Origin of the sequence: Nonomuraea sp. NPDC049400, from assembly GCF_044466425.1 — a bacterium.
Lineage (GTDB): Bacteria > Actinomycetota > Actinomycetes > Streptosporangiales > Streptosporangiaceae > Nonomuraea.
The window spans coordinates 142,870-158,802 of sequence record NZ_JBITMP010000002.1 but is presented as its reverse complement, the minus strand read 5'-3'; the positions used below and the strand labels follow the sequence as shown (position 1 = coordinate 158,802).

Genomic DNA, 15,933 nt, shown 5'->3' with positions numbered 1-15,933 from the left:
GATAACTTAGGGTAAGGAAATTTGGGCAAGTAGCATGTGAGCGAGGGCAAGGTTCCCGATACTTGGTGGGTGACCGCAATGGCGACGATCGAACCGACCGCGGAGCGCAAGGCCGTCCTTCCTCTGCCGCCGTACACAGTCGACGACCTGCTCAAGCTCCCTGACGACGGGAACCGCTACGAGCTCTTCAACGGGAGCCTACTGGTGAGCCCTGCCCCCACATCCCCCCACCAGCGCGCCATCTTCCGGCTGCAGCTCATCCTCGATGAGGCGGCACCAGCCGAGCTGGAGCCTCTGTCGACCGTCAATCTGCGAGTCACTGACAAGGACTACTACATCCCCGACGTTGTCATCGTGCCCGCAGACACCGCCCAACTCATGTTCTCCCCTGGGGAACTTCATCTCGCCGTTGAGGTGGTCAGCCCGAGCACCAAGATGCGAGACAAGGTTCTCAAGGCCGGGGCATATGCAGCGGCGGGCATCCCCGTCTACTGGCGAGTCGAGCTGGACGAAGGACCAGCACTCTACGTCTATGAGCTCAATGGCGACACCTATGACCCTCCGACCGTCTACAAGGCAGGCGAAGTCGCGAACCTGACGGTGCCTTTCCCGCTCAGCTTCGACCCTGCCGAGCTCGACCGTCCACGACGCTGACCCTCAGGCCGTGGTGAGCCAGAGCCGGAGGAGATGGCGGCGGCGGGACGGCTCCGGGTGGTCCTCGTAGGCGGTGCGGCTGTGCAGGACGACGTGGTTGTTGAGGAACTGCATGTCGCCCGCCCGCAGATCCATGGTGAGCGTGAAGCGGGTGTCGTTGGTCAGGCGGTCGAGAAGGTCCATGGTCTCCTCCTGCGCCGCGGTGAACGGCGGGACGGTGGCGCCGCGCTGGGCCGAGCGCAGGTAGTCGGGGCCGTACGCGACGGACACCCCGCCATCGGGACGGACCGCGCAGATCGGCTTGGTGTAGAAGCTGTCCGGGCCGTCGCCCGTGCGCCGGTCGTGCCACCACGGCTGGTAGAGGAGCTCCGCCAGGTCGGGGCGGGTGCGGACGAGCTCGTTGTGGACCGCCACCGAGCTGACGATCGCGCTGAGGCCGCCGGATCTCGCCGGGCGCACGCACAGGAGAGCCACCACGTCCGTGGGATCGCTGTGGAAGCCGAGCCGGCCGCTGTGCTGGTAGCTCTTCGCGCGGGACGGGTCGGCGCCCGTGTCGCGGACGTGCATGAGGGGCTGTGCGTCAGGTGGTTGTGGAACGATGGCGCCGACCTGGCGGGCGAGGCCGAGCGCGGCCCTCTCGCACTGCCGCTCGGTCATCTCCGCCACGGGAACCCCTTGGATCAGGACGAAGCCGCGGCCGTGCGTGAGCTCGTCGCGGACCCGGTGCAGGATCGGGGCGAGCGTCGGCAACGGGAAGCTCTCCTCTGAGTCCGCGTGGACGGCGGCGAGCACCTCCCGCCTGTGTGCCTCCGTCAGCGGGATCCTCCAGGTGTCACTGTCGCGCAGCTCCGCGCCCAGCCACTCCCCCGGCCCCAGAACCTCCGCGACCGCCATGGTGCCACCGCCTTCCGGATCAGCCGTTCGCCTGGACTCAGGATGCCCTGCTCGGCCGGCGGTGGCAGCACCTCATCGCCCACGGCATAACGGCTTCACCCAGAGCGGACGGAGCCGGGGGCGCGGGCGGCCCGCGACGTGTAGACCGTCACCTCGTCCGGCTGGACAAGACCGTCCTGGATGGCGCAGATGAGCAGCTTCTCCTTGGTCGGCGCGGGGCGGCCCGCGGCGGCGTACTTGACCCTCGCCCGGTCGATGTACTGGCGTACGGTGCGCTCCTTGATGCCCATCCTGGCCGCCACCGACGCCTTCGACATCGACTGGAACCAGAACAGCAGGGCCGCGCGCTCCTTGTCCGACAACTGCGGCCGGTGCGGGCTTTCGTCCGTGGCGATCGCCTGGGCCATGGGCAGGGTGACGCTCGGCCGGTCGGCCGCCACCTCCAGGATGGTCTCCAGGCAGGACTCGCGCGTGGCCCGTCCCTTGCCGATGAAGGCCGAGGCGCCCGCGTCCAGCACCGCCCGCACCGTCTCCGGCTCCTCGTGCTCCGAGAAGACGATGACCCGCTGGCCGCCCGCGCACAGCTCGGCGACCCGGTCCACCACCATGGTGCCGTTGAGATTGAGGTCCAGCAGGAGCACGTCGGCCACCACGCCGCGGACCGACTCGATGGTCGGCCCCTGCGCGACCAGCTCCACCGGGCTCGGCCCGCCGAACCACGACCTGACGCCGTCCACCACCACCTGATGGTCCTCCACCAGGGCGACCGTCACCCGCCCCGCCGCCTCGCTCCTGTCACCGCTCCTGTCACCGCGCCGGTCCGCCCCCGGCTCCGTCTCCCGCGCCATCCGCTCCGCCCCAGTCCCGTCGCCTGCCCGATCCGGTCTGTCCCCCGTTCCGTCGCTTGCGCGCGCGCATCCGTTACGGGTTCGCGCGCCGGCCCCCCTCCGGCCGGCGCGCTCCCCGCCCCACCCCTCAAGGGCCCTGCCAGATGCTGTTGACCCACACGTCCCGCCCCTGCCGCTGGAAGGTGACGACGACCCCGCTCGGCTCGCGTACCGGAGCGGTGCTGATGGGCAGGTCGTCGTTGTCGGCCACGACCGCCACGCTCACCATGGTCGACATCGCCGACACGGTCACCCTGGCCCGTGACCGCGCCCCGTCCAGCGCCAGGACGGGCGCCCTGAGCAGATCCTCCCGTACGCCCTGCGGCAGCACCGGCATCCGCTGCCCGAACGGCGGCGCCGTCACCAGCACCTGGCGCCGCTCGGCGGCGTCGATGCGCTCGCGCAGCACGGACACCAGCTCGTCGGGCACGTCCTCCCGCTCCGTGATGAGCCGGCGCAGCCGCATGGCCCCGGCCGTGCAGTCCTCACGTACCTGGGGATCCCCCGGGTCGGCCCCCTCGGCGAGCTGCTCGAGCAGCGACTCGGCCACGTCGCGGATCGCGGCGTACCGGCGGAGCCGGTCGGCGTGGATCCGCTGGGCGGACTCCCGCCAGGCGTCGTCGGCGGCCAGCCGGCGGGCCAGCAACGCGGCATCGTCGGCCCTGACCCGCAGCGTGTGGCAGCCCGCCGCGTACCCGAGCTGGAGCGTGATGCTCCCGGCCATGACCATGAGGTACTTGGCGATGGAGACCCGGTCGACCGTCCCCGTCACGATCATCGCGGTCAGCATGATCCCGGCGTTGGCGGAGAGGAACGCGATCAGCTCGCTCCGCCAGCGGGGCCGGTTCCACAGGAGCATGACGCCGAGCCAGCCCACCGAGCCCCAGCCCCAGTCGGCGGGGCCCAGCAGGTCCGCGGGGCGGCAGGACACGATCACCGCGACGTCCACGGCCAGCACGGCGACGGCGAGCTCGATCGCCCTGGCCGGGCCCTCGAACCTGCGGACCAGCGACCGCGCGGCGACGACGCCGACGGCCGTGTAGGCGATCCAGGCCACCGCCGCCAGCCACGGCCAGCGGAAGGACGGCCAGCCCGCGACGGTGACGGTGAGGTCGTAACCGAGGTGCCAGGCCGCGGCGATCACCACGGCGCCGATGGCGGTGTAGCGGGCGTAGCGCTGGGCGACCTCCTCGATGTCATCGATCATGGCCGCCACCACAGGCTCACCCGGGTGCCCTGGTCGCCGGAGAGGATGTCGGCGCCGGCGTTCGGCAGCGAGCGCATCGTGCCGAGGATCGACCCCCGCACGCCGAACCGGTCGGGCGGCACCCGCGCGAGGTCGAAGCCGCCCCCCGCGTCCGCCACCTCCACCCGGATCTCCCCGTCGCGGCTGCTGGAGACCAGCTCGGCCTCGCGTACCCCGGCGTGCAGCGCCACGTTGGCCAGCGCCTCGGTGACCGCGCGGGCGAAGCGCTCGGCGACCTCCCCCGGCACCGTCTCCGGCGTCAGCCGCCTGCGTACGGCCAGCCCCGTCGCCCGCCCCGCGACCTCGTCGAGCAGGGCGTCCAGCGCGATGGGCGCGGAGCGGGCGCGCGGCCGGGCGCGCAGCTTCTCCAGCGCCGCGAGGTCGGCCGCCGCCTGGCGGCGCAGCGTGGGCACGGGCCGCCCGTACGTGCCCAGCCCGACCATCGTCAGCGTGTGCAGCGACGTCTCGTGCACGCTGCCGACCTGGCGCAGCTCGTCCTCGCGCCGCAGCCGCTCGACGATGAGCGCGATCTCGGCGCGGGCACTCTCACGCAGGAACGCGTCCGCCGAGGCGGCGGAGCGGCGCAGAAGCGTCATCAGCACCGCGATCGCGAGGATCTGCACGAGGTGGATCCCCAGCGTCCCCGCCACATCCTGGTACGGGTCGGCCAGCCGCATCCCGGCCAGGTACGCCGCCGCCACGCCCAGCCCGGCGGGCACCGCCGCCCAAGGCCGCCACGTGACGCCCGAGACGACGATGGTCATCGTGACCAGCCCCGCGATCCAGCTCGATCCCCCGTCGAGCGCCGCCCCCGCGACGAGATGGCGCTGTGCGAGGCAGAGCGTGACCGTGATGGTCGCGTCCCCCGCCACCAGCCAGGCAGGGATCCCTTCCCTGCGCCGGGCCACGCGCAGGAACAGCCCGGTCCACACGAGGTCGACCGCCAGCGCGGGCGCCAGCCACGCCGCGGACACCGGCGGAACGGCGCTGAGGATCGCGGCCACGACCGCCACGAGGCCCACCACACCCCGCGCCCCCGCACAGGTGCGGGCGATCGTCCGCTCCATGTGCCTGGCCGCCGAGTCGTATCTCCTGGAGCCTGAGTGAGACATGGGCCGCCTGCTCGCGACGAGAGCACAAGACGGGCTTCACAATAACTCATCCGGTATGGGTGAGCACGGTGTGAATACAGCCTTTTTGCGGAGGCGGGTGGAGACATGGGGCGCATGGTTGTTCCCTCGGTCCGGCTCTCCTCGCGGCGTTCGCTGCCTCCTCGCACCGTGACCCACCGTGCCCTCCGACAGCATGACGGCTGATCGGCCGTCATCCGCTACGACGGCCGATCAGCCGTCAGCCGCGTCTCCTCACATGAGCGTGTACTGGCTGCGGGTCGCGACGATGCGACGAGAGGGGACCTCATGACCTTCCTGGCGATCTCGATCCTGGTCGGCTGCCTGTCCGTGATGACGGCCCGGCAGGGGAACCGGCCGTCCGGCCTGCCGGTGGCCCGGCCGCGGCTGGTGGCGGCGGGCGGCACGTACGCGGGCTCGCGCGGCCAGGCGTCGGACGCGTACGTCGTCCAGGAACGGCTGGTCGCGGCGGCCCACGGCACGGGCGGCGACCCGGCCTGCGCGGCGGCGGCCCTGGCGCTGGCCGCGGTGGTCGCCGCCAGGCCGCAGTACGAGGAGGAGCTCGAGGAGTGCGCGCAACTGGCGCACCGCGCCGTGCGCACCGCGGCCCTGCGGGACGCCTCGGCGGCCGGCCTGGTCAGCACCCTGGACGTGGTCGTCCTCGACCCCGGCGAGCGCCCGTGCCTGCGCTTCGCCCACGTCGGCAACGGCGCGATCTGGCACTGCCCGAAGGGCGCGGAGCCGCAGCCGCTCACGACGTCGCACGCTTTCGACGGCGGCCCGCGGCTGCGCGGGCTCGGCCTGCCGTCGGCGCCCAACCCCGAGGTCGGCGCCGTCCCGCTCCGCCCCGGCGACCGCGTCGTCATCGTCTCGGACGGCGCGATCAGGGTGCTCGGCGCGGCGCGCATGAAGGAGCTGCTCACCGGCGGGGCGTCGCCCGGCGCATGCCTGGACCGGCTGTACGACGAGATGGCCGCCGCCGATCCCAAGGACGACGCCACAGTGATCATCGCCGACTACGTCACGGCTTGAGTACGGGTGTACTCAGGCGCGTCCGGCGGCCCTCAGTGACGATCGGAGGAAACAAGCCCCACTGGACACCGGAGGCCTCGGATGAGCGCCATATTCGGAGAGACGCTGAGCTTCACCCAGGCGGAGGGCGAGGAGGTGCGGCTCGTCGTGTTCGGGGACGAGCACTACGCCCGCTACGAGACCCTCGACGGGTACACCGCCGTCTACGACGCCTCCGCCGGCGCCTACTGCTACGCCGACCTCAAGGACGGGCGGTTCCAGTCCACCGGGGTCAGGGTCGACTCCTACGACGCGCCCGGCGGCGTGCCGCGCCACCTGCGCGAGTCGGGTCCGGTCATGGCCGAGGCGCACAGGCGGCGCCGACCGGGCATGCTCTCGGCCGAGGCGGCGCAGGACTCCGTGCTGACGTTCGGGCCGAAGGGCGGGCTGCTGGAGGGCCGCAGGCTCAGCGTCGGCACCGTGCGCGGCCTGACGATCCTCGTCGACTTCCCCGACCAGGCCACGACGGTCACCCAGGCGCAGGTGGACGCGCTGCTCAACGCCCCCGGCTATCACGAGAACGGCAACGCGTGCTCGGTGAACGAGTACTACAAGACCATGTCGAGCGGCCTCCTGGACTTCACCAACGACGTCGTGGGCCCGTTCAGGATGAGCCACGACATCACCTTCTACGCCGACCCCGACAATTTCGACGTGCTGGTCCCGGAGGCGCTGCGGGCGGCCGTCGACTCGGGCGTCGACCTCACCCGGTACGACTCGCTCGGCCAGCAGGTCGTGGACGCCCTGATCGTCATGTACGCCGGCAAGACGCAGTACATCAAGGACAGCGTCCTGTGGCCGCACAACAGCGTCGTCGAGCTGGAGTCCGGCGACATGCGCACCCACTTCTACATGGTGACGAGCATGGGCGAGGGCCCTGAGCAGCTGACGATCGGCACGTTCTGCCACGAGACCGGGCACCTCCTGTGCCGCTTCCCCGACCTGTACGACTACGGCCGCCGCGACGGCGACGACTTCGCCAGCTCGGGCCTCGGCCTGTACTGCCTGATGAGCGCCGGCAACCACCTGAACGGCGGCAAGACGCCCGCGCCCGTCAGCGCCTACCTGCGCGACCTGGCCGGCTGGTGCCCTGAGAAGGTGGAACTCAACCTTGGCAGCGCCTTCCAGGCCGAGCACGGCGACTACCGCAAGGTGTTCCGCTACTCGACCGGGACGGACGAGGAGTACTTCCTGGTGGAGAACCGCGCCAAGCTCGGCTTCGACCTGCACCTGCCGGCGAGCGGCCTGGCCGTCTACCACTGCGACACCCGCGGCTCCAACGAGCTGCAGGACGGGACGCCGCTGCACCACTACCAGATCGCGCTGCTGCAGGCCGACGGCCACCTCGACCTGGAGAACAACCTCAACAGGGGCGACAGCCGCGACCTGTACGGCCGGGTGGACGGCACGGCGCTGTCGCACTCGACCGTGCCCGCCAGCCTGCTGTGGAGCGGGGCCGAGTCGGGGCTCACCCTGTCGGCGATCAGCGACCCCGGCCAGACCATCCGCTTCAAGGCGGGCCCGGTGGGGGTGAACGGCGCCACGTTCACCTCGCTGTCGCGGCCGGCGCTGCGCATCCCCGACAGCGACCCGCACGGCGTGGCCGACACGATCACGATCGAGGCGGAGGGGACCGTGCGGACGCTGAAGGTCCTCATCGACCTCGACCACAACCACCCCGAGGACCTGCGGATCGTGCTGCACTCGCCGACCGGACGGCGCATCGTCCTGTCGCACCGGGCCGCCACCCTGGACACCTCGAAACTGCTGGAGTACGCGACCGAGCCGCCGTCGGCGGTGACTCCGCTGGTGGGCCAGCCGGCGGGTGGTGGGTGGACACTGCGGGTGAGCGACCTCGCCCCGTCACACGCCACCGCCGGGGTCCTGAGCGCCTGGCGGCTGGACATCGTCACGGGCACCTGACCGGCCTCCGAGCGCGCGTCACGGCCCCCTGACGCGCGCTCGAGCGGATGTCATAAGATCGTGACCGTGACCGCTCCCCACGGCATCAACCCCAACGTCCCCCACTCGGCCCGCGTCTACGACTACTGGCTGGGCGGCAAGGACAACTTCGAGGCGGATCGCCAGGTGGCCGAGCAGACCATGGCGGCGGTCCCGGGCGTACGCGAGAGCGCCAGGAACAACCGGGCCTTCCTCGGCCGGGCCGTGCGCCACCTCACTCAGCTGGGCGTCCGGCAGTTCCTCGATCTCGGCACGGGCATCCCGAGCCAGGGCAACACGCACGAGATCGCGCAGGCGGAGGCGCCGGACGCCCGCGTGGTGTACGTCGACAACGACCCCATCGTGATGACGCACGCCAGGGCGCTGCTGACCAGCAAGCCGGAGGGCAGGACGGCCTACATCGAGGCCGACGTACGCGACCCGCGCGCCATCGTCGAGCACCCCGAGGTGCTGGACACGCTCGACTTCACGCAGCCGATCGCGCTCATGATGGTCGCGATCCTCATGCACATCCCCGACGAGGACGACCCCGCCGGGCTGGTGCGGGCGTTCGCCGCGGCCGTGCCCTCGGGCAGCTACCTCGTGCTGAGCCACCTGACGCTGGACTTCGTGTCCAAGGAGACCGCCGACACCTACCTGACGGCCACGAGCCACCAGGCGATGCACAGGACGCCGCGGACGGGCGAGCAGATCGCGCGTTACTTCGACGGGTTCGACCTGGTCGAGCCCGGGCTCGTGCCGGCGCCGGAGTGGCGTGACACGCCGCTCTTCGCCGACGACCCCCCGACCTGGATGTACGCGGGGGTCGGCCGCAAGCGCTGACCTCCCCCGGATCAATGGCCTGGCGTCTGGTGAGCCTCCGCCGCGTGCTGCGAAAGGCGCCCGCTCCACTGCGCTGAGAGCGGACGCCTTTCGTGCAGCGGAGAAGGTCAGGCCGCGCTTTCCTCGGCCTCCCGGTGGAGCGCCTCAAGGTCGAACGCGCCCGACTTGACCGCTGCGGTGAACGCCTCCCAGTCGCGGCGCGGGACCTCCAGCACCTTGTCCGGGTTGTCGACGTGGATGACCTCCACGTGATCGTTGATCCGCTTGGCCGCGACGCGGCCGGCGTCTTGAGTCATGCCGTACTCCTTCCAGTGCACTGCGGAGTTTCCGCCCCTGCCCCTTCGCGGGAGGACAGGATCGGATGCGGGAAGCTTTCCATCCCGACCGGGGCACCGGCCACCCATGGGGGCGGGAGGTGGATGGAAAAACCCACTCGCGGACGTCAATCTCTTGGCCTCGGATGCAAGATTGACGCCCCTCGCCCCACAGGGCACTCGAAGTCTCGTGTGGTGCTGTTGCGCCGCAAGAGCTCTGTAAGCAAAAAGACAGTAGAGGTACGTAAGTTACTTATAAATCAGAGAACAGCACCACAAACGGGGGCATGTCATGAACTTGACTGCAGAGCGGCGGGCGCACGTATCGGAAATCCGGAGCGTCCGCATCACGTAGCGATCAAGGCGAAACGGTGGGCGGTCGCTCTCAGCGGGCGGCCGCTCGCCATTTCCGCGTGCAACGCATGGAGCCGGTCCTCGTACTCGTCGGCGGTGAAACCGGGGATCTGCCACGAGATGACGCGGAGATAGAGGACGAGCGCGCCGATGTCGTGGAACGTGACGGGACAGCTCGACTCCCGCCGCCAGGTGACGTCGAACCCGGTCCCGGTGAGCGCGGCGGTCGCGGTGGTGAGGTCCCAGCCGTGGTCCTCGTGCGGCGGGGCGCCCAGCGCCTGGTTGATCTCTTCCAGGTCGCGCCCTCCCACCTGCTGGGTGACGTACGTGCCGCCGGGAGCGAGGAGGCGGCGGATCTCCCCCGGTTCGTACGACTCGTGCCGGTTGACGATCAGCTCGAACGAGCCATCGGGAAACGAGGAGGTCGTCTCGGCCACTTCGACGCCCAGAGGCTCCAGTCGGCGCCGGGCTATCGGGACGTTGGGCGCGTACTCCTCGGTGGCGGCGGTGCGCGGCGGCAGCGGGGCCAGGGACGACAGCAGCTCGCCGCCTCCGGTGCCGAGGTCGAGCAGGGACGCCGCCTCCGGCAGGCGCTCGCGCACCAGCTCCTCGTAGTCCCACGGCAGGTCGTCGGCGGTGGTCATCCGGCCGCGGAACACGCCCCAGTCCCAGCCCTCGAACGACGTGGTCAGCGCCTCGCGCATCAGCTCCTCATAGCCCATGCCGCGATCATGCTCTGTGGGCGGTCCGCCCCGCACGCCCTTTTCCGTGGCGGGGCGGGGTGCTCTCGCGCAGGACGACGCGGGTCGGGAGCGGCACGTCCGGCGCCCCTTCGTCGTCGGAGAGCGCGAGGCGCATGGCGCTCAGGCCCGCCTCCTGCAGCGGCACGGCCACGGAGGTGAGGGCGGGCACGACGTCCAGCGCGGAGCCGATGTCGTCGAAGCCCGCCACCCCGATGTCCACCCCCGGGACGACCCCGGCGTCGCGGAAGGCCGCCATGGCGCCGATCGCCATCACGTCGTTGACCGCGAACACCGCCTCCACGTCCGCGAAGCCCCGCTCCACCAGCCTGCGTGCGGCGTCGTAGCCGCCCGCGCGGGTGAACGCGGTCTCGATCGCCACCGCCTCGACCACGCCGGACCCGGCCAACCCCGTGCGGAAGCCGTCGTGGCGCTCGCGCGAGGTGCGGATCTCGCCCGGCGCGTGGAAGACGGCGAAGCGCCGGTATCCCGCCTCCAGCAGCGCCCGGGCGAGGTCGCGGGCGCCGCCGTGGTCGTCGATCGTGACGGTGCTGAACGGCAGGTCCCGCTGGCTGATCAGCACGACCCGGCCGCCCGCCGTCCGGTACTCCTCCAGCTCCTCGATCAGCGCTTCCCTGGTCCCTGAGCCCGCGACGCGGGTGCCCGCGACGATGATGACGCGCGGCCGTTGCCCACGCAGAGTCCTGACGATCTCCAGCTCGCGCTCGGGCGACCCGTCGGCCACCGCCATGGTGACGATGAGCCGCGCCGCCTCCGCCGCCCGGGTGACCCCGGCGGCGATGGAGGAGAAGTAGGGGTCGGCCACGTCGCGGATCACCAGCGCGACGGTCCTGGTCGAGCCCTTCGCGATGGCCTGCGCCGACAGGTGCGGCTCGTAGTTGAGCTTGGCCGCCGCCGCGCGCACCCGGCTGACGTTCTCGGACCTGACGTTGCGCGAGCTGCCGTTGAGCGCGCGCGAGGCGGTCGCGACGGACACGCCCGCCTCCCGGGCGACGTCGTGGAGGGTGGGCGGGGTCTTGGGCCCGTCGGCCACGCCGGTCACCCTGCCACCACGGTCAGCGGGTCGCTCCTGGTCACGCCCGCCGCGTTCGCCAGCTCGGCCACGTACGTGTGCCCGCCCGCGCTCACCTGAAGAGCTCGGTTACGGGGTGTGGACGATGGGGTGGGCCACGTCGTGGGCACGCAGGTGGCCGCACATGCCCCACCGCTCGTGCGGCGGGCTCTCCATCAGGGCGGACCGGCGCAGGTGCGCGCCGTCGCCGCGCTCCAGGGCGTCGAGGATCTCGGCCGTGCGGCGCGTCTCCTGGGCGACCGTGTCCGCCCAGATCGACCGCCACGCCGCCGCCTTGGGACGCACGAGTGCGAGTGCGTGGTCGTAGAAGCGGTGGAGCGGGCCCAGGTCGCCCTCGGCGGCGGCGCCGGCGAGCCGGAGGAACCCCTCGACGGCCAGTTCCCGTCGCCTGCGCACCGCGTCCTCCTCCCCTTGGGAGGGGAGGGTGGCGGCCTCGCGGTAACGGTCCGGGTCGGCGACGATCTCCGGCGGGAACGTCATGACCGCGTCGCCGGCCTCGGGCAGGCCGGCGTTCGACATCACGACCACCACCTCCAGGTCCCCGCGGTTGACCGCGCGGTGGATGGTGCCGGGCGTGAACCACACGGTCGTGCCCGCGCTCAGCTCCGTCTCGCGCAGCCCGTTCACGTCGAGCGTCTGCAGCGTGCCGCGCCCGCCGACGACCACGTACGCCTCCGTGGAGGCCGTGTGCAGGTGCGGCGTGCCGCCCTCCAGCCCGTCGGCGCATGGGCTGCCGGAGTAGACCGACAGCCGGCTGACCGAGGTGCCTCCGGGGAAGGTCATGCCAGCGCCGCCCGCCCCTGCTTGGCCAGCAACTCGGTCCCTTCCTCGCCCCGGTCGCCGTCGGCGATCACGACCGCGTACCGGAACCGCAGCGACTCCCCGTCCGGCAGCTCCACCTCCTCGCTGAAGAACGGCGCCGGGCACAGGCACGCGAAGTCCTCGCTCCGCGCGAACCACTTCGGCGGGTGCTGGGGGTTCGAGGCGGCGTCGACCACGACGATCGTGGAGTGGTCGCCGGTCTCGTCGTGCCTGCCGCGGAAGCCGAACCACTCGGCGCGCGTGCCGCGCAGCTCGTCACCGCCCGCCCCGGCCGGCGACTGGATGATCCCGTTGGTGAACGACCTGGGCCCGCGCCAGAAGAGCCCGCCGTACCCGGCGTTCTCGCGGCCCTTCGTGGTCGGGGAGCCGAACGCGAGCGTGCCGCCCGACACGTTCGTCATCTCCGTGTCGAACACCAGCGCCCACGTCGCCTCGTCCAGCACCTGCGCGGCCAGCGACCGCCGCTCGGCGATGACCGGGGCGCCGGCCTGCGAGGTCCAGTCGAGCGTGTGCCCGAGCTCGGCCCGGTCGCCGGTGACCGACAGCGCGGTCATCTCGCGGTGGGTGGCGCTGCCGTTGTTCTCGAGCTGCACGTAGAACTTCCCGTGCACGTACGTCGGCCCGCCCCAGAAGTTGTGCTCCCCCACGTGCGGCAGCGACCAGGCGATGCCCTTGTGCCAGACGTGGTCGTGCGGCCTGAACAGCGACACCAGCCGGCCGCCGAGGGTGCGGATCGGGTGCAGGTACGGCTTGGGCGACTCCAGCACCGGCGTGTCGGGGCGGTAGACGTACGTGAACAGGTCGACGTCGCCCGCCGCGAGGGTCACCGAGCGGTCGAGCACGTGTGTGGCTTGCAGGGTCACGGGTTCCTCACCTTTTCCAAGGAGCGCCCGTGCCGTCCATGCGCAGGGCGAACGGGCTGTCAGCTGTGATCTGTCCGGCTCGTACCCGCTCGCCGGTGAAGGCGGAGGTGTAGAGCGCGGCGATGAACTCCATCGTCCGGCGGGCGTCCTCGGTGGTCACCGGAGGCGCCTCGCCCCGGTCGAGCGCGTCGAAGACGGCGGCGAGCCAGCCGTCGTGGCTGCTCGGCACGGTGCTGTGCCCCTGCGCCCACAGGTCCGACACCGCCTCCTGGCCCGGCGCCGGGGTCACGGTCCAGTCGTCGTCGGTGTAGCCGTACAGGTGCTCGACCTCGACGGTGGCGCGCTCGTAGTCGAAGCGGAGCTGGGAGGTCTGCCTCGGGGACACGACGGAGTTCACGATCGTGGCCACGGCGCCGTTCTCGAACGTCACCAGCGCCAGGGAGACGTCCTCGGTGTCCACCGGGCGCGCCTGGCGGGCGGCCACGGCCGTGACCTCGCGCCATGGGCCGAGGATCGAGAACAGCAGGTCGAACTGGTGGATGCCGTGCCCCATGGTCGGCCCGCCGCCCTCCGACTCCCACGTGCCGCGCCACGGGACCGCGTAGTATGCCTCGTCGCGGTACCACTGGGTGTTGCACGTGGCCAGCAGCGGACGGCCCAGCTCGCCGGCCTCCTGCAGGCGGCGCAGCCGCAGCGCGCCCGCCCCGAAGCGGTGCTGCAGGACGGTCGCGACGTGCGCCGTCGAGTGGCGCTCCGCCTCGATCAATGCGTCGAACTCGGCGAGTGAGAGCGTCGGCGGCTTCTCGACCAGCGCCGTGACCCCGGCCTCCAGGCACGCGATGGCCAGCGGGGTGTGCAGCTGGGGCGGCGTGCACAGGTGGACGAGGTCGACCTCCTCGGCCCGCAGCAGGTCATCCAGGCTCGCGTGGGTGCTCGTCACGTCGTACTTCTCGGCGAACGCCGTCACCCGGTCGGCGTCCACGTCGGCCACCGCCACGAGCTCCGCCCGCCCGGACCCGAGGACGGCCTGGGCGTGCGCATGGGCGATCGCACCGGTTCCGACGATCGCGGCCCGGTAGATCCGTTCTGTCAAGATGGTGCTCCTATATGGGGGAATGTCAGGCGCCGTCGATCTCGGTCTGCGACTCGTCCGGGAAAGCGCATTCCAGGAAAACGTATTCCGCAGGTTTGCACGGCCGTCACGCGGGCGTCAAGAGCGTGGCTTCCGGACCAGCGGAGTCGTGATCTTGCCGGGTGTGGGGGCGCACGGCTCCGTCATCCCGTGCGTGTCGTGCGGCTTTCCCAGGCCCAGGCCACGATCTCGACCCGGTTACGTAGCGCCAGCTTGGCCATGATGCACGACACGTGCCCCTTGACCGTGCTCAGCGAGATGAACAGCTCGTCGGCGATCTGCTGGTTGGTGCGTCCTCTGGCGACCGCCCGGACGACCTCGAGCTCGCGCGCGGTCAAGGGCTGCGCGGGCACGCGGACCTTGTGCCGGGCTCCGCGGTCGGCGAGGTGGCGCATCAGCCGCAGCGTGATCGACGGCGAGATGAGCGCTTCCCCCGCGTACGCGGCCCGCACCGCCTCGACCAGCAGGCTCGGACCCGCGTCCTTCAGCACGAACCCGGCCGCGCCACCGCGCAGCGCGCCGTAGACGTACTCGTCCAGGTCGAAGGTGGTGACCATGACCACCCGAGGTGGGGCGTCGGCCAGTGCGCGGGCGACCTGGATCCCGTCGAGTCGGGGCATCTGGACGTCCACGAGGCACACGTCCGGGCGTGTCCTGCGGGCCTGCTCGATCGCCTCGACACCGTCGCACGCCTCGGCGACCACGGTGATGTCGGGCTGGTCCTCGAGAATGATCCGCAGGCTGGCCCGGATCATCGCCTGGTCGTCGGCGAGCAGCACCCGGATGGTCATCGACGTTCGCGGGTGGGGACGGTGGCGCGGACGCGCCAGCCGGAGCCGGGGCGGGGGCCGGCGGTCAGGGTGCCGCCGAGGGCTTCGAGGCGTTCGCGCATCCCGACCAGGCCGTACCCGGCACGGCGGTAGCAGCGGGCGGCCACCTGCGGGGCGTCGTCCTCAACCTCGACCGTGACGGCCTCCTCGTCCTGAGTGATGCCGACCGTGACCGCGCGGGCGTGCCGCGCGTGCCGCAAGACGTTGGTCAGCGACTCCCGTACGACCCGGTACACGGTGCTGCTCACCTCGGGCGGCCAGCTGGACGGCTCGGCCGCCAGCCGCAGCTGCGCCCGGCGGCCGTGGCCCTCGAAGCCCTCGATCAACTCGCCGAGCCGTTCGTGGCCCGCTGAGTCGGGAGCGGTGTCGCGCAGGAGGCCGACCACGCGACGGGTGGCGGCCAGGGCCTCGGAGCTCGCCGTCTCGATGTCGGCCAGGGAGCCGGCCGTCCTCTCCGGATGTTTGGCGGTGACGAGCCGGGCGGCCTGGGCCTGGAGCACGACGCTGGTGATGTGGTGTGCCACGACGTCGTGGAGCTCCCTGGCCAGCTCGAGGCGCTCGGCACGCCGTACCCGCTCGGCGACGGAACGGCGGCGGGCGGCGAGGAGCCGGGGGCCGAGCCCGATCTGCAGGGCGGCGAGCCAGGCCAGGCCGGCGAGCACCGGCACGGGCGAGCCGGGGTTGGCGAGCAGGCCGCCCGCCACCACGGCCAGTCCCGCGGCGGCGACGGCGCAGGCCGTGCGGGCGGGCAAAGTTCTGACCGCGGAACCGACGAGCACCGCCAGGGCCAGGGACGTGGCGGGGCCGGGTTCGGCGGGCAGGTGGACGATGAGGGTGGCGAGGATGGCGAGCGCCGCCGCGATCAGGCCCGCGACGGCGGTCCACAGCCGGTTGCGGTGGCGCACCACGGCGAGCACGGACACCGACGCGCCGGCGACCGCACCGAACAGCCAGTAGCCGCCGCCCCAGCTGCCGGCGACCCGGTACGCCTGGAAGGCGACGGCCACCGCGAACACGACGCCGAGCCCGGCATCGGCCGCCACCTTGAGCCGAACGGGAACACCCACGGCGTCCAGGCTAGAAGAGGGAGCCCGCGGGCTTGTACCGGCCGAAAGTACT

16 protein-coding genes are annotated in these 15,933 nt (G+C 71.8%); 4 read left to right on the top strand and 12 right to left on the bottom strand.

Going from position 1 to position 15,933, the window contains the following annotated elements; all coding sequences use genetic code 11:
• Positions 1-78: 78 nt before the first annotated feature.
• Complete coding sequence (locus ACIBVN_RS02730; protein WP_397131918.1) at positions 79-654, top strand: Uma2 family endonuclease; 576 nt, start codon at positions 79-81, stop codon at positions 652-654.
• 3 nt (positions 655-657) lie between these two features.
• Here the strand turns inward: ACIBVN_RS02730 and ACIBVN_RS02725 are convergent, their stop codons facing one another.
• The 4 genes from ACIBVN_RS02725 to ACIBVN_RS02710 form a co-directional block, all read right to left on the bottom strand.
• A complete protein-coding gene (locus ACIBVN_RS02725) occupies positions 658-1,548 on the bottom strand; it encodes a TauD/TfdA family dioxygenase (RefSeq protein ID WP_397131916.1) in 891 nt (296 codons plus the stop codon).
• A gap of 95 nt (positions 1,549-1,643) precedes the next feature.
• A complete protein-coding gene (locus tag ACIBVN_RS02720) occupies positions 1,644-2,396 on the bottom strand; it encodes a response regulator (RefSeq protein WP_397131914.1) in 753 nt (250 codons plus the stop codon).
• A 127-nt stretch (positions 2,397-2,523) separates the two neighbouring features.
• Positions 2,524-3,642, bottom strand: coding sequence for a hypothetical protein (locus ACIBVN_RS02715; protein ID WP_397131912.1), 1,119 nt, complete (start codon positions 3,640-3,642; stop codon positions 2,524-2,526).
• Positions 3,639-4,793 (bottom strand): hypothetical protein, encoded by a 1,155-nt coding sequence (locus ACIBVN_RS02710; protein ID WP_397131910.1) that lies wholly within the window; start codon positions 4,791-4,793, stop codon positions 3,639-3,641. The genes ACIBVN_RS02715 and ACIBVN_RS02710 overlap by 4 nt, the downstream gene beginning before the upstream one ends.
• A 306-nt stretch (positions 4,794-5,099) precedes the next feature.
• On the opposite strand from ACIBVN_RS02710, the gene ACIBVN_RS02705 reads away from it, so the two are divergent.
• The 3 genes from ACIBVN_RS02705 to ACIBVN_RS02695 all read left to right on the top strand — a co-directional run bounded on the left by ACIBVN_RS02705 (position 5,100) and on the right by ACIBVN_RS02695 (position 8,666).
• Complete coding sequence (locus ACIBVN_RS02705) at positions 5,100-5,843, top strand: PP2C family protein-serine/threonine phosphatase (RefSeq protein WP_397131908.1); 744 nt, start codon at positions 5,100-5,102, stop codon at positions 5,841-5,843.
• A gap of 81 nt (positions 5,844-5,924) precedes the next feature.
• Entirely contained in the window at positions 5,925-7,805 is a 1,881-nt protein-coding gene (locus ACIBVN_RS02700; RefSeq protein ID WP_397131906.1) for a M6 family metalloprotease domain-containing protein, read from the top strand.
• A 66-nt stretch (positions 7,806-7,871) separates the two neighbouring features.
• The gene (locus ACIBVN_RS02695) at positions 7,872-8,666 is read left to right on the top strand and encodes an SAM-dependent methyltransferase (RefSeq protein WP_397131904.1); all 795 of its coding nucleotides are present in this window, start codon (positions 7,872-7,874) and stop codon (positions 8,664-8,666) included.
• Positions 8,667-8,773: 107 nt separating this feature from the next.
• Here ACIBVN_RS02695 and ACIBVN_RS02690 read toward each other — a convergent pair whose 3' ends face one another.
• The 8 genes from ACIBVN_RS02690 to ACIBVN_RS02655 all read right to left on the bottom strand — a co-directional run bounded on the left by ACIBVN_RS02690 (position 8,774) and on the right by ACIBVN_RS02655 (position 15,881).
• Positions 8,774-8,962, bottom strand: coding sequence for a hypothetical protein (locus ACIBVN_RS02690; protein WP_349451357.1), 189 nt, complete (start codon positions 8,960-8,962; stop codon positions 8,774-8,776).
• A gap of 365 nt (positions 8,963-9,327) precedes the next feature.
• Positions 9,328-10,056, bottom strand: coding sequence for a class I SAM-dependent methyltransferase (locus ACIBVN_RS02685; RefSeq protein ID WP_397131901.1), 729 nt, complete (start codon positions 10,054-10,056; stop codon positions 9,328-9,330).
• A 7-nt stretch (positions 10,057-10,063) separates the two neighbouring features.
• A complete protein-coding gene (locus ACIBVN_RS02680) occupies positions 10,064-11,137 on the bottom strand; it encodes a LacI family DNA-binding transcriptional regulator (protein WP_397131899.1) in 1,074 nt (357 codons plus the stop codon).
• A 99-nt stretch (positions 11,138-11,236) separates the two neighbouring features.
• On the bottom strand, positions 11,237-11,950 hold the full coding sequence (locus ACIBVN_RS02675) for a cupin domain-containing protein (protein ID WP_397131897.1): 714 nt from the start codon (positions 11,948-11,950) through the stop codon (positions 11,237-11,239).
• Positions 11,947-12,852 (bottom strand): PmoA family protein, encoded by a 906-nt coding sequence (locus ACIBVN_RS02670; RefSeq protein ID WP_397131895.1) that lies wholly within the window; start codon positions 12,850-12,852, stop codon positions 11,947-11,949. The genes ACIBVN_RS02675 and ACIBVN_RS02670 overlap by 4 nt, the downstream gene beginning before the upstream one ends.
• Positions 12,853-12,859: 7 nt before the next feature.
• The gene (locus ACIBVN_RS02665; RefSeq protein WP_397131893.1) at positions 12,860-13,945 is read right to left on the bottom strand and encodes a Gfo/Idh/MocA family protein; all 1,086 of its coding nucleotides are present in this window, start codon (positions 13,943-13,945) and stop codon (positions 12,860-12,862) included.
• A gap of 182 nt (positions 13,946-14,127) precedes the next feature.
• Positions 14,128-14,775, bottom strand: a complete 648-nt coding sequence (locus ACIBVN_RS02660) for a response regulator (protein ID WP_397131891.1) — start codon at positions 14,773-14,775, stop codon at positions 14,128-14,130.
• Positions 14,772-15,881: a sensor histidine kinase gene (locus tag ACIBVN_RS02655; protein ID WP_397131889.1), complete on the bottom strand. Its 1,110-nt coding sequence runs from the start codon at positions 15,879-15,881 to the stop codon at positions 14,772-14,774. The genes ACIBVN_RS02660 and ACIBVN_RS02655 overlap by 4 nt, the downstream gene beginning before the upstream one ends.
• Positions 15,882-15,933: the final 52 nt, after the last annotated feature.

What these genes read in the sequence shown, in the direction of transcription:
- ACIBVN_RS02720 (WP_397131914.1), bottom strand. Translation starts at nt 2,396, where the DNA reads ATGGCGCGGGAGACGGAGCCGGGGGCGGACCGGCGCGGTGACAGGAGC.
- ACIBVN_RS02675 (WP_397131897.1), bottom strand. Translation starts at nt 11,950, where the DNA reads ATGACCTTCCCCGGAGGCACCTCGGTCAGCCGGCTGTCGGTCTACTCC.
- ACIBVN_RS02730 (WP_397131918.1), top strand. Translation starts at nt 79, where the DNA reads ATGGCGACGATCGAACCGACCGCGGAGCGCAAGGCCGTCCTTCCTCTG.
- ACIBVN_RS02715 (WP_397131912.1), bottom strand. Translation starts at nt 3,642, where the DNA reads ATGATCGATGACATCGAGGAGGTCGCCCAGCGCTACGCCCGCTACACC.
- ACIBVN_RS02690 (WP_349451357.1), bottom strand. Translation starts at nt 8,962, where the DNA reads ATGACTCAAGACGCCGGCCGCGTCGCGGCCAAGCGGATCAACGATCAC.
- ACIBVN_RS02700 (WP_397131906.1), top strand. Translation starts at nt 5,925, where the DNA reads ATGAGCGCCATATTCGGAGAGACGCTGAGCTTCACCCAGGCGGAGGGC.
- ACIBVN_RS02725 (WP_397131916.1), bottom strand. Translation starts at nt 1,548, where the DNA reads ATGGCGGTCGCGGAGGTTCTGGGGCCGGGGGAGTGGCTGGGCGCGGAG.
- ACIBVN_RS02685 (WP_397131901.1), bottom strand. Translation starts at nt 10,056, where the DNA reads ATGGGCTATGAGGAGCTGATGCGCGAGGCGCTGACCACGTCGTTCGAG.
- ACIBVN_RS02710 (WP_397131910.1), bottom strand. Translation starts at nt 4,793, where the DNA reads ATGTCTCACTCAGGCTCCAGGAGATACGACTCGGCGGCCAGGCACATG.
- ACIBVN_RS02660 (WP_397131891.1), bottom strand. Translation starts at nt 14,775, where the DNA reads ATGACCATCCGGGTGCTGCTCGCCGACGACCAGGCGATGATCCGGGCC.
- ACIBVN_RS02705 (WP_397131908.1), top strand. Translation starts at nt 5,100, where the DNA reads ATGACCTTCCTGGCGATCTCGATCCTGGTCGGCTGCCTGTCCGTGATG.